Here is a 12,972-nt window from a genome sequence, read left to right as displayed (position 1 = left end):
AAGCGGTGAGCTACTTGATCTCGGTGTTGCGGACGATCTTTCCGTTGTCCACCTTGTAGGTCCACACGGTGGTCGCGGACAGCTCGCCGTGGTCGTCCCACTTGAAGTGCTTCGTGATGCCCTGGCCGTCGTAGGTCTTCACGAAGTCCAGCAGGTCGGCGCGGGTCTTCTTGCCGGCGTCGATGCCCTTCAGCAGGATCGTCGCGACGTCGTAGGCCTCGGGCGAGTAGGTGCCCGGGTCGACGCCGGTCGCCGCCTTGTAGGCGTCGGTGAACTTGGTGAACTGGTCAGCCGGGACACAGGGGCAGGTGAAGTACGCGTTGGCCGCGGCGTCGCCCGCGCCCTTCACGAACAGGTCGTCCTTCACGCCGTCCGGGCCGACGAACTTCGCCTTGACGCCCGCGTCGTTCAACTGCTGCGCGAACGGAGCGGCTTCCTGGTAGTAGCCCGAGTAGAAGATCGCGTCCGGCTTCTCGCCCTTGATCTTGTTGACCACGGCGGAGAAGTCGGTCTGCTTCGTCTTGACCTTGTCCTGGCAGCTCGCCTTGTCGCCGAGCGCCTTGATGGTCGAGGCGGCGAGGCCGGTGCCGTACTCGGAGTCGTCCTCGATCACGCAGACCTTGCTGGCCTTGAGCTCGCCGGTGATGAACTTCGCGGCGGCCGGGCCCTGCGCGTTGTCGTTGCCCAGTGCGCGGAAGAAGGTCTTCCAGCCGTTCTGGGCGAGCGACGGGTTGGTCGCGGACGGGGTCACGGCCACGAGGCCCGCGGAGTTGAAGATGTTGCCCGCGGCCTTCGACTCGCCCGAGAACGGGAGGCCGATGACGCCGATGATGCCCGGGGTGTTGACGATCTGGGTCACGATGCCCGGCGCCTTGTCCGGGGTGCCCTCGGTGTCGAACTGCTCCAGCTTGACCTGGCAGCCCGGGTTCGCCTTGTTGTGCTGGTCGACCGCCAGCTTCGCGCCCTTGAGGATGTTCTGGCCAAGGGCCGCGTTCGCGCCGTTGATCGTGCCGGCGTAGGCGATCGAGGTCGGCGCGCACTGCGCCTTGCCGTCTCCCGCCGGGTCCGCCGCGTTGGCCGCCGCCGACGGGGCCGCGGCCTGCGGCGCGCCGCTGTCGCCACCCGAGTCACCGCCGGTCCGCGCCGAGCAGGCGCCAAGGGAGATGACTCCCGCCGCGGCCAGCACGATGACCTTAGTGAGTCGTGCTCTCTGCACTCGTTCCTCCAAATGCCACCCGACACGCTCCCGTGGAACGGCGGGTCCCTGCGTGGGACTTCGACTGGGCGCTGAACGTAGCCGCCGGGTGAGGTGTTGCACAGAGTCACAGCGAGTCTTGTATCCACATCGTGACGGTCGTCACGAGAATTAACGGACGATTTACACTCGATCGTCTTATTGCAACGACCGAGTGAATGACTCTTCGTGTCCGAGCACCCCTCGAAAGGACCTTGACCAGACGCCTGATCAATGGGGGCAGTCTAGGAACATCCCCTCCGTCACCGTGACCGACACCACGATGCCCCGGCCTCCAAGGTAGCAACCTTGCCCTTTCGCGCAGGGCAGATCAACCCGCACGGGTGGGTCCGGCGCCGGTGCGGCGAAAGGGTTTTCGCTGGTCAGCACCCCAGTTTCGGCGCGACACGGCGGGCCGGGACGGACGCGGCGAAACGGGCGAAGTCCCGCTGGGCGGGAGCGCACTCCGGGTCCGGCCGGTCACTCTCCGGCGCGGTTTCCGGTTTCCGGGCCACGAAAAAGCGGGCGCGACCCCCTGGTCACGCCCGCTTTTTCAGTGCCCGTTGCTCAGCCGATGCTTTCGACGACCGCCTCCGCGACGGCCTTCATCGTGGTGCGCCGGTCCATCGCGGTGCGCTGGATCCAGCGGAACGCGTCCGGCTCGGTGAGCCCCTGGCGGCTCATCAGCAGGCCCTTCGCCCGGTCGATGACCTTGCGGGTCTCGAGCCGGTCGGTGAGCCCGGCGACCTCGGCCTCGAGGGCCTGCAGCTCGGAGAACCGGCTGACGGCCAGCTCGATGGCGGGCACGAGGTCGCGTTTGGCGAACGGTTTGACCAGGTACGCCATGGTGCCCGCGTCGCGGGCCCGTTCGACGAGGTCGCGCTGGCTGAACGCGGTGAGAATGACGACCGGCGCGATCCGGTCGCCGGTGATCCGCGCGGCCGCCTCGATGCCGTCGAGCTTCGGCATCTTGACGTCGAGGATCACGAGGTCCGGCTTGAGGTCGGTGGCCAGCGCGATGGCCTCCTCGCCGTCGCCGGCCTCGCCGACCACCTCGTAGCCCTCTTCGCGCAGCATTTCCACCAGGTCGAGCCGGATGAGCGCCTCGTCTTCCGCGACGAGCACCCGTCGCTGCGGCACGCCGGCGGCGGCGCCGTTCGACTCGGCAGCCTGTTCGGTCACCGGTGTCCTCCTGAAGGCTCGGCGGGACGTCTTCGACACGCGGTCACCCGCGAGAGCCCAGCGTACCGGGACCGATCCAGATCCCACGATGGCGTTCACCACGAAGTGGCGGGAGACACCCAGCCCCGGCCGCAAGTCGATCACCGTCGATCACCGGACCCGGTCGGCGGGCGGGAAGACGGATCCCGTAGAGTTTCCGGTACTACGGCCCCGTAGCCCAACTGGCAGAGGCAACGGATTCAAAACCCGTCCAGTGTGAGTTCGAATCTCACCGGGGCTACAGACGATGACCAGCACAAACCGGCCCCGCGACCTGCGAAAACAGGTGCGGGGCCGATCTTGTTATGTCCGGCTGTGTCCGGCCGTATCGGGCTGTTCACGGGTATCCACCCCCAATACGCCCCCATATTTTCGAACGCCTGCGTTCACTCCGATGCATCAGCGTCGTCGTCCCAGTCCAGCGCTCGTTCGATCCGCTCGTGCGCCTCCGCCTCCAGCCCGGCGATCACCGCGGCGTAGGTCGCCAGCAGCACCGCCACGGAGTGGCCTGCCCACGCAGCGCACTGCGTGGCCGGCACCCCGGCAGCGAGCCACGTCGACACGCACGCGTGCCTGAGGTCGTACGGACGCCTCGCGAGCGGCGACGCGTATTCGCTTTCCGAGAGCGCTGCTTTCCGCGCGTTATCCCACACCCGCGAGATCGTCGACTCGGCGAGATCGCCCCCGGTCAGGTTCCGGAAGAGACGGCCGTCGGCCGCCGTGCCGACGGTACTCAGGTGCTCGTGCAGGATCGCCGTGAGCGGAGGAGGCGAGGGCACGGTGCGCACCTCGCCTTCCGCCCGCTGTTTCAACTGCCGCCGGTCCCGTCGCTCCCCCGAATCTGTCCACGCGGCTCCCGTGGTCGGAGCGGTCTCCGACAGCAGCAGTTCGCCCCACCCTTCATCGGGCAGTTGCAGGTCCGGCTTGCACAGCATCGCGGCTTCCTCGGGGCGCAACGCGGCGAAGTACATGACCGCGAAGAAGGCCTTGAGCATGGGGCCGGACGACCGGCGTGGTGCGGTGTCCACTTTTTGCGCCTCGACAGCGCCCAGCAGATTGCGTCCCTGCGCGGGATTGATGACCACTCGCTTGTCGATTGCCCGCACCGTTTTCGGCGCCGTCCATTTCACTTCCGGGAGCCGGTTGGCGGTCAGGATCTTCAACTCCAATGCGTACTCCAGCGCGTTGTTGAACACAGCGCGTTTCCTGTAGACGGTCTTGGCCGCGGCCTGTTTGCCGTCGAGCTTCAGCGAGATCTGGTCCAGGACCTCACGCAACTTCGCGGGATCATTGAGCCGGGAGGTGGGCAACGTGTTCGCTTGTACCCATTTCAATGCCTGCTCGATTTCGGGCGGCTTCGGGTCTTCTCGCCGCTTCGTGTTGAACGCCCATCCGGTCAGAGCACGTCGGAGGACACGGTCGTCGGGCTTGCCACGGGTAGTAGCAAGCATCGCTGGCAACACGGACGCCAAGGTGTCGGCATTACCGGCGCGCGACTTTCCGGCTGCTCGCGGCCACTTCATGTCGACGTACTTGCACGCGAAGGCGTAGAACGGCATGTCGTTTTCGTTGCGGAGCATCGAGACCGGCAGCCCGCGCGCGCATTCAAACGCCTCGCCGCGACGAGCCGCCGCCACAAGATCGGAGCGGAAGCTCTCGGCCAGCGTGTAAGTACTCGCCGGTTCGTCAAACCGCTCTCCGGCGACGAACCACGTGACCCGATACGACGTCTTGGTTTTGCCTGATCGCGTCTCGATATTCCAGATCTTGACGTCATAGCTGGTCTCGTTCACACGTTCTCCTCAGCGAGGCTGTCGAACCACCGGTCAAAGTCCGCGCGACGGATGCGAAGATCGCCGTTCGGAAGCCTGGTGCATTTAGGCCCGCGATTCTTCGCGCGCCAGTCGTAGAACGTCGAGCGCGCGAGCGGTTTGCCGTTCTCGTCGGCCAGCTCGGCGCAGACTTCGTTGACGGTCATTTTGCGATCGGCAGTTGCCATGACAATCCCCTTTGATGCGGTGGCGGGTGATGACGAGGCAGGACGGGATGCCCTCAGAGCAACTGGGGCGGAATGGTCACTGCGCGTGTTGGGTTGCGGGTGTGCTGGCAGGAGGAGCGGGGGCTGGTGAGCGTGGGAGGGCGAAATCAAACCCCGCAACCCCGCAAACCCCGCAAAGTGGTCCTGGACCTGGGGATCTGTCTGCGGGGTTTGCTGTGGTGGGGCTGGGGTCGAAACCCCGCAAACCCCGCACGTTGCGGGGTTTGCGGGGTTTGCTGGTCTCGGCGCGGTGAGCAAACCCCGCAGACTTTGCGGTGTCGTTTCCGCAGTTCAGGAACTGTTTCTCTGGCCTGTTGCGGGGTTTGCGGGGTTTGTTTTGGGGATCAGCTCGAATCGGCCCGGTGTTCGACGCGGTAGAGCTTGATCTTGCTGTGGTTGTCCATTGCGCTGCGTAACACTTTGTCGCCGCGCCACCTGTCCACCTGTCCTGCCAGCCTCTTTCCCAGCGCCTTGGCCGAGAGGGGTTTGCCGGTGATCGTGGTCGGGAACGTCCCCTTCCACTGGTCCGGTGCGCCGAACTCGGGTTCGGCACCGGCGCGGAGCTGTTGCGCGGTCTGGGGTTCCTCGCCGTAGAGATGGTGCCAGGTGGACAGGAACCCGTACCACTCGCTGGCGTCCTCGTCCAAGTCGCGGCCGGCGTCGGCGTTGCCGAGGAAACCGTCGATGCCGTGGTGGGCGAGGAATCCGCCGAGGTACTGGGCCCAGCGGGTGAACTGGCGCATCTGCGGGACGTCGGTGGCGATCGGCGCGCCTTGCGCGGTCCAGTCCAGCACCAGCGTCAGCACGTGCCGCAGCACCTCCGCGCGGTTGCGAGGGTCGAGGATCCAGCTGTCCAGGTTCGGGATGGTAAACCCGGTGCGGGCCTCGGGCCGGGGGCAGTCCGGATCGAGGCGCACCCACACCGACCGGCTGGCCATGTCCCCGCCGGTGCGCAGGTTGTTCCCGGTCGCGAGCCAGAGCCGGTCGTTGGTGAAGTTGGCCGCGGTGTTCGAGCCGAGTTTCCGGTCGGTCCAGGTCCGTTCGGTGACCAGCCGGGCGAGCACGGCGGAGTTGACCACTTCGCCCTCGGTGAGGTTGTCGAACACCACGACCCCAACGCTGTCGGCCAGCACGGTCGTGATGCTCTTGCGCAGCTCTTCCTCGCTGTCGGTCCAGGTAAGAACCCGCTGCCCCACCAGCAAACCGACGCACCCGGCCAGGATCGTCTTGCCGGACCGGGCGGGCTCGGCCGAATCGACTTGCGAGCAGGAGAGGAGCTGTGGGGCTACGTCTCGCTGCACCTGTGCGGGGTCGACCGCCGCGCCGTCCTCGCCCGCGTCGCCGTCGCCGAAACCCAGCGCCGACGCGGCCTGGCCACCCTGCTCCTCGACGCAGCACTGGCCAGCGCGCCCGGCTATGACTGGTCCACCGCGGCCTTCGACGCCGACGACCCCGTCCTCCGGTCCCTGCGGGCCACACTCGACCTGGCCGAACCCGTCACGCTCGGAATCCCGGGCTACTGCTCCCACATGCGCCGCGCCAACGGCGACCACGACTGGCTGTGAGACCCCAGCGCTCGGGAGCCTTATCCCCTGCCGTTCAAACCGCGTTTCAGGGCGTTGAACTCGACGTGCTTCGAGCCGGTCAATTCGGTCTTGCGTAAGCGCTGCAACGCGGGCTGTACTGTGTTGACAACCCAACCGCGGGTTGTGAAGGGTTGGGCGGGTGCCCAAGGCAACCCGCCCAATGCGGCCTTCTACATCAGCGCCAGTGCACGGACTGCCAAGCCCCCCCGCACCGGCGATGATCAACCAGGTCGTCAAACGGGTCGCCGTGAGCTTCACCTGCACAGTGACGCTCACGGTGATCCCGCCCCACTTCTCCGCGGATCGCTCCGCGTTCCCTTCTCCCACGGCCACAGCCGAGGGCTTCGACAGAACCTCGTCGGGATCCATCTACATCGCCCGTACCTTCCATGTTGTTGTGAGGCACCAGCCCCACCGTGACGGGACGGGTTTCCCGTCACGCCCGAGAGGAAGGCACCTTCTGGCGATGCGAGTCACAGCCTAGAGGTCAACAGCACCTCGGCGGCAAATCGTCGGTGCCTGCAAACAAACCGCTGTTCCGGCAATAACCCGGAACAGCGGGTCTCGTTTTGCAGACGACGAACAGAACCCGACGCACTGGGTACTGCGTTCGTGGCGACGTCAGCACTTGCCGACGTTTGCCGACTTGCGGTTGGACGAACCTCGGGGAGAGCCGCGAAATGCCGCACAGTGGCCGCGCACCCGCCCCATCGCGCAGACCTCGGACGGGGTGATGGCGGGCGGCCCGCGCTGGAGACCAGGACCCCCTGTCGAGCCGGTGACCAGGACTGTCACCAGGCCCAGCGGAGTGGACTCCTGCGGGGCCAGTAGGCCGACAACGCCGGTGGGCTTAGGCGTAGTGAAGGAGAAGGCCGGTGGGCTTAGGCGTAGTGAAGGAGAAGTACGCGATCGGGACTACGATGCCGACGATCGCCCATCACACGACGTCCGCTGGGCCCCCGCCACCGCCGCGCCAGCGCGATCTTCGCCGTGGCCATTCTCTTCGATTTCACTACACCGCGCTCAAGCGCGGGTCTTGAGCCGCCGATCCGGCTGGCGGCCTTGAAGCGGTTCGGCATGTTGGCCCGGACAACGGCTCACGATTCTTTTTGCCTGCTGCCTGACGAACTGCCTGACAACGGATCCGGACGTCAGCGGACGTCCGCGCACGCTTGCGGCTTCTCGCAGTCAGGCAACAACGCGACTCCACCAGGTGTTTTGAGCCTGTCAAGTGCCTGGGGGTCAAGGGTTGCAGGTTCAAATCCTGTCAGCCCGACCGGACGAACAAGGGCCGCTGAGCTGCAGGTTTACATGTCCCTGCGTACACGCGGGGGAACCACCCGATATTTGACCCGACCAGAGAATTGCCTCGGCTATCCCTAGGGTAATCCGAACGAATGCCCCGCAGCGCACCAGCTAAGATCATGATCAATACCCCAAAGTGCATTCCATTTCAACATCAGAACTCTAACATTTGTATTTGTCCACTAGAATGCGGGCGGCACTCAAGGCCGCTTGCGCCTCATCACGGCAGGTTTCATCGCCGCCATGCAGCACACGGTTACGAGGTTTATTCACAGCTTCCTCCAGGTCTCCTGGTAAATCAATTCCAAGATCTCCGGCGAGCAGCTTAAGTGCCCCCAAGTTGCGAGATTTTCTGAGTAGGGCCCGCCGAACACCTACCGGTATATTATTTTTGGCCATGTATTCGTCTATCGCGTACCGCAACGCCACTTCACACGCAGTCGCGGCGTCGACGACCGCAGCCCTCCAGTTGAGCATCGCAAACGCTTTTTCTCCCCATAAAAGAAAAGATCGCGCAAGGGGAGGTTCTTCCTCCCTGTTTGCGCAGTCAACAGCCGTCGACCAACAAGTTTCAGAGAGAGGTTTCGCCTGCGTAAAGATGTGCTGACGCAACGATTTAGCAAAGGGTAAATCGACCCACTCAATACTTGCCCCCTGAGCGACTATTAGACCAGTTGGACCGTCGGATAAAATTTCCGCCCATTGGGAAAATCGATCTACCCACGCATCGATCAGGTCGTTCAGCTCGCCTACTTGGTCATCCAGAATTTCCGATTTAACCTGGATTCCAAGACAGTGGATAACAGCAAAATTTCCCCGATGCAGGCCCCACCCTTGATCTTGACGCATCCCCCATCCATCGCTTGACGGCGCAGACAAACGATTTTCGTAAACCATGTTCGAGCCAACAGGCTCATCCGGCATGATCAAATCAAGAGAATACCCACCCATAACACATGCATACACCTTCCCGAGCAAGCCAGTTTCACATTCGATCATTTCAGGAAGAGTAACAACCGCGCGCCTCATTTGGACCACCTTTCGTTCAGTTAGCATATATAGGTCGCAACAACCGGCGCCGACGTTTCACATGACGGGGTTGGCGGTATCCTCGCGACCGGGCAAGTTCAACGTGACACGCCCGCCCAAGTCGCTCGCAACCTCGCGGATCCGATCGAAACCCTGGCCGTGACAGACGACCGACGCTGTCGAGAGCTGCCCAACTCCCTTGCGGGAGTGTTGGACGCACGCTCGCGCGGTCGAGCGCTTCCGGCCCTACTTCGAGAACTACCCGATCTTCCGCGGCTCCCGGCTCGAGGACCACATGGCGGGCACGCCGCTCACCGTCGGCAGCCCGCAGCAGGTGATCGACAAGGTCCTCACCTTCCAGGAAGGCTTCGGCGACTACCAGCGGCAACTGTTCGCGGTGGACGGTCTCGCGCTGCCGGTCGACGTCGCGCTGGAGCAGGTCGAACTGCTCGGTTCCGAGGTGGTTCCCGTGTTGCGCAAGGAAATGGCGGCCCGTCGCGCCCCCGAAGTGCCGGACGCGCCGACGCACGCCTCGCTCGTGTCGGCCAAGTACGGCGACGCCGAGCCGCGCCAGCCGCGCCCCAACCCGAACCGCGGCGACAACCTCTCCGGCACCTCGCCCTACCAGGACTCCGACCCGTCCGTCGAAGCGCGTTTCCCGGTCCTGCGCTGATGGAATCCACCGCCAAACTCGCGCTCGAGGCCTGGGAATCGCTGATGCGAGCCCAGGCCACCCTCGCCCGCGAATTCGAGTACACCGGCGACTGGGGCGAGATCCTGCCTCGCGAGTACGGCGTCCTGCACGCACTGTCCTCTTCGGACAACGGCCTCCGGATCACTGAACTGATCGACGACGCGCTGCTCACCCAGGCCGGGGTGTCACGCCTGGTCGCGCGGCTCGAAAAGCGCGGCCTCGTCGAGCGCCACGACGACGCCGCCGACGCCCGCGCTTGCCGGATCGCGCTCACCGCCGAAGGCCGCGCCGTCTACCGCAAGCTGGGCCGGGCGCACGCCCGTCAGGTCCGCGCCGCGATGACCCGCGCGCTCGACCCCGCCGCTCTCGAAACCCTCCGCACGCTCGCCGACGCGCTGACCGCCGCCGCCCCTTCCCACCGAAAGAGCACGCCATGACCCAGGAACGCACGCTGGTCGTCGTCAACGCCGGCGTCAGCGAAGAATCGTCCACCCGCCGGCTCGCCGAACGGATCGCGCAGCAAGGTCTCAACGCCTTGCGCGCCAACGGAATCACCGCCACCGTGAGCGTCATCGACCTCGCACCGCTCGCCGTCGACATCGCCCGTTCTCTCGTCTCCGGCTTCCCTGCCGAACCCGTCCGCGACGCGATCTCCCGCCTCGCCGCGGCCGACGCCGTCATCGCCGCGACGCCCGTCTACAAAGCCGGAATCAGCGGCCTGTTCAAGTCGTTCGCCGACCTCGTCGACAACGACCTGCTCATCGCCGTCCCGGTCGTCCTCGCGGCCACCGGCGGCACCGCCCGCCACGCCATGGTCGCCGACGACCAGCTCCGCCCGCTGTTCGCCTTCCTCCGCGCCCTGCCCGTGCCCACGTCCCTTTACGCCGCGCCCGAAGACTGGGGTTCCCCCGAACTCGGCGCACGCATCGCCCGCGCCGCCGGGGAACTCGCCGCGCTCCTGCGCACCGACGCACCGAAACACATCGCCGACAGCGGCTGGAACGGCTACCAGCACACCTTCGGCGGCCAAGCCGTCCGCGCCGAGAAAAGCGCCGCCGACCTCGACTTTGACACCGACCTCATGCGCCTCGCCGCCGGCGGGCAGTGAAACCCGTGCTGGGTGCCCGTCGGGTACCCCCTGCCACAAGCAGTGACCTTCCGCTGCCCGGTCCACGGCATCGGGACCGAGTGACCGGCCGACCTTGGCCAGCACGATGTTTCTCGGCCCGGCGCTCGCCGAACTCACCGTCAGCAGTCCCGAATTCAGCCGCGCCCGGGGCCACGCAGCCGGTCCCCGCGCTCGCCCGGCTAGGCCCGCGCCAGTTCGAGGACGGGGATGGTGCGGATTCCCGCGGTCTGGCGTTCGTACTCCGCGAAACCCGGGTAGCGGCGCGCCTGCTCGGCATAGATGCGATCGCGTTCGGCCCCCGGCAACTCCCGCACGGTCACTTCGTACGCCTCGGTCCCCCGTTCTACGCTGCCGCCGCCCTCGGTCAGGTTGTAGTACCAGTCCGGATTGACCGGCGCACCGCCTCGGGTGGCGAACACGTAGACGAGGTCAGGATCAGTCTCGTGCGGCAGGTACATCACCGGGCTGACGTAATCCCGGCCGCTCTTCCGGCCGCGGTGATGCAGCAGGACGACCGGCGCACCTTCGAACGGTCCGCCGACACGTCCGCCGTTCGCCCGGAACTCCGCGACGATCTTCGCGTTCCCCTCGAGTGCGCCGCTCATGGCTCTCCTGTCGCGCGGTGTGGTCGACGTCGGACTGCACGGTCAGCGTACGCTTGAAGGCAGTCCGTCAGCCGGATCCGGAGACCGCGCAGATCCTGCAACGCCACCGGAAAACGGGAGACGGGACGATAGCCTGCCGACCCGCCCCGAATGCCGCATGGGCCGGATACATAGACGAATCCCTCCTCGGCGTCCCGGTGCACGCTGCCCCACGGCTGGTCCTCCCACGGACGGCCCGCCCGGCGGCGCGCGATCCAGTAGCCGGGCGTCTTCATCGCCTCGGCCACCGCGGCCGCGAGGCCTCGGACGTCGGCTTCGCTGACCCCGAGCCCTCGCCCCGGCCACACCCGCGGCAGAACCCGGACATCCGGGGGACCTTCGCTTCGCGGCGCACAGCGGAACGCCGCCAGGTCGTTGTCGATCGTGACAGCCCATCGCCGCATCGCCGCGGTCGGCGGAATCTCGTACATCGCGGCACCACCAAGCCCCGATCAAGAAGAAGACTGCGGATCGCGCATCAGTGAACACCACCGATACGACGGCGGCGGATCGGTTCCGGCTGTTCGGCCGAGCAGGCGACGGCTCGGCGCTCCCGATCCGGACGTCCCGCGAGGAGGACGCTGCCGATTTCCCCTGTCTAGTGCGCCAAATGCCGGAATCCGGCGACGGCCCGCCGCCGCGCCGAGACCGGTCCGGGCGACCGAACCACACGTGGCAACACCGCTCTGTTCCGCGGCGCGAGCAGGTAGTCGGCCCGCGAATCGCGGCGCCGTTCAGACTGGGGTCTTCGGAATCGTCATCCCTTCCGACAGGGACTCGGGCCAGTCACTGACCGGCTAACAGGTCGCGTCGTCCACGCCGCCGCGATCGCGTTCTCCCGCACCGGGTTCGCGGCCTCGGGCATCGAAGAGATCGGCAGTGCCGCGGGTGTCTCCGGACCTTCGCTCTACCGTCATTTCGGCTCGAAGACTGACGTGCTCGAAACGCTGGCCCGCCAGCGCGAAGGCTGGCTGTCGAGGACGCGGTCCGCTCCGGCACCTGGACAACGCCCAAAAATCTCACGCCGGAAACAGCAGGCTGGCCAGCAAAACATGCACCGTCGTCCCGCCGACGATGCTCAGGACCGCGTTGCGGCGCCATAGATGCAGGCCGATCGTCGCCGCCAGCGCGACGGTCGGGGCGACGGCGCTCGAGGACGTCCACGAAACGTCGCGCAGGCAGTAGACGAGCAGGATCACCATCACGCCCGCCGGCATGCGGGTGCTCAGGTAGCGCACGGTCCGGCTGGCGCGCAACGGTGCCAGGACTGCGAACGGGAGCGCGCGCAATCCCCAGGTGACCGCGGCGGATACGGCGACCGCGGCGAGCAGGTAGGCGGGGTCAGGCATTGCTCAGGCTCCGTTCGGCCACGACGGAGCGGACGACCAGTCCTCCGACGAACAGCAGGAACGCCGCCAGGAGCAGCTGGCCGGGGAAGACCACGCGGGCCACCACCGCGCTCAGCGCGGCCAGGATCGGAGTCGGCAGGTCGCCTTTGCGGTCGCGGACCGCGTCGAGCGCGAGGACGACGAACAGGGCCGTCATGGCGAAGTCCAGGCCGACGACGCCGCTGGGGATCAGCGAGCCGAGCAGGCCGCCCAGTGTCGCTCCGCCGACCCAGAACAGGTGCAGGAACAGTTGCAGCCACAGGATTCGCGCGCCGTTCCACTCGCGGGCAGCGTCTGTTGTGGACAGTGCGTACGCCTCGTCGGTGAGGGCGAAAGTGCTGTACGCGCGTGCCCTGCGGCCGCGCACGCGGTGCAGCGGGAAGGAAAGGGCGTAGAAGACGTGGCGGACGTTGACCAGGAACGCCGAGAGCCCGATCGACGCCAGCGGAGCGGCCGCGGCGGCCAGGCCGATGAGCAGGAACTCGAACGAGCCCGCGTAGATGAAGGTCGTGAACACCGTCGCCCACCACCAGGCGAGGCCCGAATGCGTGAGGAACGCGCCGAAGGCGAGGCCGAGCGGGACCAGGCCGATGCCGACGGACCCGCAGTCCTTCAGCGCGGCCAGAGCGGGCGGGCGATCACGAACAGCCAGGTCGGAGACGGTTTCCACTCTTGGAACACTACGTCAGCCCTCGGCTAATTTG

Annotated in this window: 14 protein-coding genes, 1 tRNA gene and 1 pseudogene; 6 read left to right on the top strand and 10 right to left on the bottom strand. The window is 66.3% G+C overall.

Going from position 1 to position 12,972, the window contains the following annotated elements; genetic code table 11:
- Positions 1 to 10 precede the first annotated feature (10 nt).
- The gene (locus ABD156_RS41055; RefSeq protein ID WP_344286591.1) at positions 11 to 1,186 is read right to left on the bottom strand and encodes a branched-chain amino acid ABC transporter substrate-binding protein; all 1,176 of its coding nucleotides are present in this window, start codon (positions 1,184 to 1,186) and stop codon (positions 11 to 13) included.
- A 615-nt stretch (positions 1,187 to 1,801) separates the two neighbouring features.
- On the bottom strand, positions 1,802 to 2,416 hold the full coding sequence (locus tag ABD156_RS41050; protein WP_009079762.1) for an ANTAR domain-containing response regulator: 615 nt from the start codon (positions 2,414 to 2,416) through the stop codon (positions 1,802 to 1,804).
- Between the two features lie 206 nt (positions 2,417 to 2,622).
- Here ABD156_RS41050 and ABD156_RS41045 point away from each other — a divergent pair.
- Positions 2,623 to 2,696 (top strand) — tRNA-Leu (locus ABD156_RS41045).
- A gap of 145 nt (positions 2,697 to 2,841) precedes the next feature.
- Here ABD156_RS41045 and ABD156_RS41040 read toward each other — a convergent pair.
- The 3 genes from ABD156_RS41040 to ABD156_RS41030 all read right to left on the bottom strand — a co-directional run bounded on the left by ABD156_RS41040 (position 2,842) and on the right by ABD156_RS41030 (position 5,689).
- Positions 2,842 to 4,248 (bottom strand): tyrosine-type recombinase/integrase, encoded by a 1,407-nt coding sequence (locus ABD156_RS41040; protein ID WP_344286445.1) that lies wholly within the window; start codon positions 4,246 to 4,248, stop codon positions 2,842 to 2,844.
- Complete coding sequence (locus tag ABD156_RS41035) at positions 4,245 to 4,454, bottom strand: helix-turn-helix transcriptional regulator (protein ID WP_344286444.1); 210 nt, start codon at positions 4,452 to 4,454, stop codon at positions 4,245 to 4,247. Before ABD156_RS41035 ends, ABD156_RS41040 begins: the two co-directional genes overlap by 4 nt.
- Before the next feature lie 383 nt (positions 4,455 to 4,837).
- Positions 4,838 to 5,689, bottom strand: coding sequence for a hypothetical protein (locus ABD156_RS41030; protein WP_344286443.1), 852 nt, complete (start codon positions 5,687 to 5,689; stop codon positions 4,838 to 4,840).
- 63 nt (positions 5,690 to 5,752) lie between these two features.
- On the opposite strand from ABD156_RS41030, the gene ABD156_RS41025 reads away from it, so the two are divergent.
- On the top strand, positions 5,753 to 6,058 hold the full coding sequence (locus ABD156_RS41025) for a GNAT family N-acetyltransferase (protein WP_344286442.1): 306 nt from the start codon (positions 5,753 to 5,755) through the stop codon (positions 6,056 to 6,058).
- A 1,488-nt stretch (positions 6,059 to 7,546) separates the two neighbouring features.
- On the opposite strand, the gene ABD156_RS41020 is transcribed toward ABD156_RS41025, so the two are convergent.
- Complete coding sequence (locus tag ABD156_RS41020) at positions 7,547 to 8,383, bottom strand: hypothetical protein (protein ID WP_344286441.1); 837 nt, start codon at positions 8,381 to 8,383, stop codon at positions 7,547 to 7,549.
- Positions 8,384 to 8,612: 229 nt separating this feature from the next.
- Here ABD156_RS41020 and ABD156_RS41015 point away from each other — a divergent pair, with 229 nt between their 5' ends.
- From ABD156_RS41015 to ABD156_RS41005, 3 genes are read left to right on the top strand one after another with little or no spacing between them, the layout of a single operon-like run.
- The gene (locus ABD156_RS41015; protein ID WP_344286440.1) at positions 8,613 to 9,086 is read left to right on the top strand and encodes an LLM class oxidoreductase; all 474 of its coding nucleotides are present in this window, start codon (positions 8,613 to 8,615) and stop codon (positions 9,084 to 9,086) included.
- The gene (locus ABD156_RS41010) at positions 9,086 to 9,544 is read left to right on the top strand and encodes a MarR family winged helix-turn-helix transcriptional regulator (RefSeq protein ID WP_344286439.1); all 459 of its coding nucleotides are present in this window, start codon (positions 9,086 to 9,088) and stop codon (positions 9,542 to 9,544) included. The genes ABD156_RS41015 and ABD156_RS41010 overlap by 1 nt, the downstream gene beginning before the upstream one ends.
- Positions 9,541 to 10,215, top strand: coding sequence for a CE1759 family FMN reductase (locus tag ABD156_RS41005; RefSeq protein ID WP_344286438.1), 675 nt, complete (start codon positions 9,541 to 9,543; stop codon positions 10,213 to 10,215). Before ABD156_RS41010 ends, ABD156_RS41005 begins: the two co-directional genes overlap by 4 nt.
- A gap of 200 nt (positions 10,216 to 10,415) precedes the next feature.
- Here the strand turns inward: ABD156_RS41005 and ABD156_RS41000 are convergent, their stop codons facing one another.
- Both ABD156_RS41000 and ABD156_RS40995 read right to left on the bottom strand, forming a co-directional pair.
- Positions 10,416 to 10,841, bottom strand: a complete 426-nt coding sequence (locus tag ABD156_RS41000) for a nitroreductase family deazaflavin-dependent oxidoreductase (protein WP_344286437.1) — start codon at positions 10,839 to 10,841, stop codon at positions 10,416 to 10,418.
- On the bottom strand, positions 10,838 to 11,311 hold the full coding sequence (locus tag ABD156_RS40995) for a hypothetical protein (RefSeq protein ID WP_344286436.1): 474 nt from the start codon (positions 11,309 to 11,311) through the stop codon (positions 10,838 to 10,840). The genes ABD156_RS41000 and ABD156_RS40995 overlap by 4 nt, the downstream gene beginning before the upstream one ends.
- A gap of 393 nt (positions 11,312 to 11,704) precedes the next feature.
- On the opposite strand from ABD156_RS40995, the pseudogene ABD156_RS47920 reads away from it, so the two are divergent.
- Positions 11,705 to 11,983: pseudogene (locus ABD156_RS47920) on the top strand (helix-turn-helix domain-containing protein); the annotation flags it as partial.
- Here ABD156_RS47920 and ABD156_RS40990 read toward each other — a convergent pair.
- Together ABD156_RS40990 and ABD156_RS40985 are read right to left on the bottom strand one after the other, a co-directional pair.
- Positions 11,900 to 12,229: a branched-chain amino acid transporter permease gene (locus ABD156_RS40990; RefSeq protein ID WP_344286435.1), complete on the bottom strand. Its 330-nt coding sequence runs from the start codon at positions 12,227 to 12,229 to the stop codon at positions 11,900 to 11,902. The pseudogene ABD156_RS47920 and the gene ABD156_RS40990 overlap by 84 nt on opposite strands.
- Entirely contained in the window at positions 12,222 to 12,938 is a 717-nt protein-coding gene (locus ABD156_RS40985; RefSeq protein WP_344286434.1) for an AzlC family ABC transporter permease, read from the bottom strand. Before ABD156_RS40985 ends, ABD156_RS40990 begins: the two co-directional genes overlap by 8 nt.
- Between the last annotated feature and the right edge of the window lie 34 nt (positions 12,939 to 12,972).

Source organism: Amycolatopsis albidoflavus (assembly GCF_039525725.1).
Classification (GTDB): domain Bacteria; phylum Actinomycetota; class Actinomycetes; order Mycobacteriales; family Pseudonocardiaceae; genus Amycolatopsis; species Amycolatopsis albidoflava.
This window is presented reverse-complemented; position numbering and strand designations above follow the sequence as displayed.

Excerpts from the sequence above, each read along its gene's own strand:
- ABD156_RS41000 (WP_344286437.1), bottom strand. The coding sequence starts at position 10,841 with ATGAGCGGCGCACTCGAGGGGAACGCGAAGATCGTCGCGGAGTTCCGG.
- ABD156_RS41005 (WP_344286438.1), top strand. The coding sequence starts at position 9,541 with ATGACCCAGGAACGCACGCTGGTCGTCGTCAACGCCGGCGTCAGCGAA.
- ABD156_RS41010 (WP_344286439.1), top strand. The coding sequence starts at position 9,086 with ATGGAATCCACCGCCAAACTCGCGCTCGAGGCCTGGGAATCGCTGATG.
- ABD156_RS40990 (WP_344286435.1), bottom strand. The coding sequence starts at position 12,229 with ATGCCTGACCCCGCCTACCTGCTCGCCGCGGTCGCCGTATCCGCCGCG.
- ABD156_RS40995 (WP_344286436.1), bottom strand. The coding sequence starts at position 11,311 with ATGTACGAGATTCCGCCGACCGCGGCGATGCGGCGATGGGCTGTCACG.
- ABD156_RS41035 (WP_344286444.1), bottom strand. The coding sequence starts at position 4,454 with ATGGCAACTGCCGATCGCAAAATGACCGTCAACGAAGTCTGCGCCGAG.
- ABD156_RS41020 (WP_344286441.1), bottom strand. The coding sequence starts at position 8,383 with ATGATCGAATGTGAAACTGGCTTGCTCGGGAAGGTGTATGCATGTGTT.